Consider the following 469-nt stretch of genomic DNA (forward strand, 5'->3'; position numbering starts at 1 on the left):
CCGCGGTGGTGGTGAGCCATTCGTCGAAACTCGCCCAACCCGACGGGCTGGACCCGCCGGTGGACGTCAGCGCGACCTTCCTGGTCACGGCCGAGGAGACCATGGCCTGTTCGGCCACGGGCACCAGGTCATCCTCGACGATGAATCCGGTGGCGTGACTGTGCCCGAGGATGTAGGAGATCTCTTCCGGCGTCAGCATGAAGTTGATCGGCACCAGCACCACACCGGCGCGGGCGGTGGCGAATGCCAGCACCGCGTACTGCCAGCAGTTGCGTGACAACAGAGCGACCCGGGCACCGGGAAGCAGGCCGTTCTCGTGCAATGCGGCCGCCGCGCGGTCCACCAGATGATCGAACTCGGCGAAACTCAGCACCACGTCGCCGTCGATGATCGCCGTTTTGTCCGGCTGCTTTCGCGCCGATCTGCGGGGGATGTCGGCGAGACTGTGACTGCGGGCCCGGGAGATGAC

1 protein-coding gene is annotated in these 469 nt (G+C 66.3%); it reads right to left on the bottom strand.

What is annotated here, in order from left to right:
- On the bottom strand, window positions 1-469 hold a 469-nt coding region (locus IMZ11_RS43990), incomplete at both ends, for an AMP-binding protein (RefSeq protein ID WP_228649681.1).

The sequence above is a fragment of the Microtetraspora sp. AC03309 genome (assembly GCF_020826795.1).
Taxonomy (GTDB): Bacteria; Actinomycetota; Actinomycetes; order Streptosporangiales; family Streptosporangiaceae; genus Microtetraspora; species Microtetraspora glauca.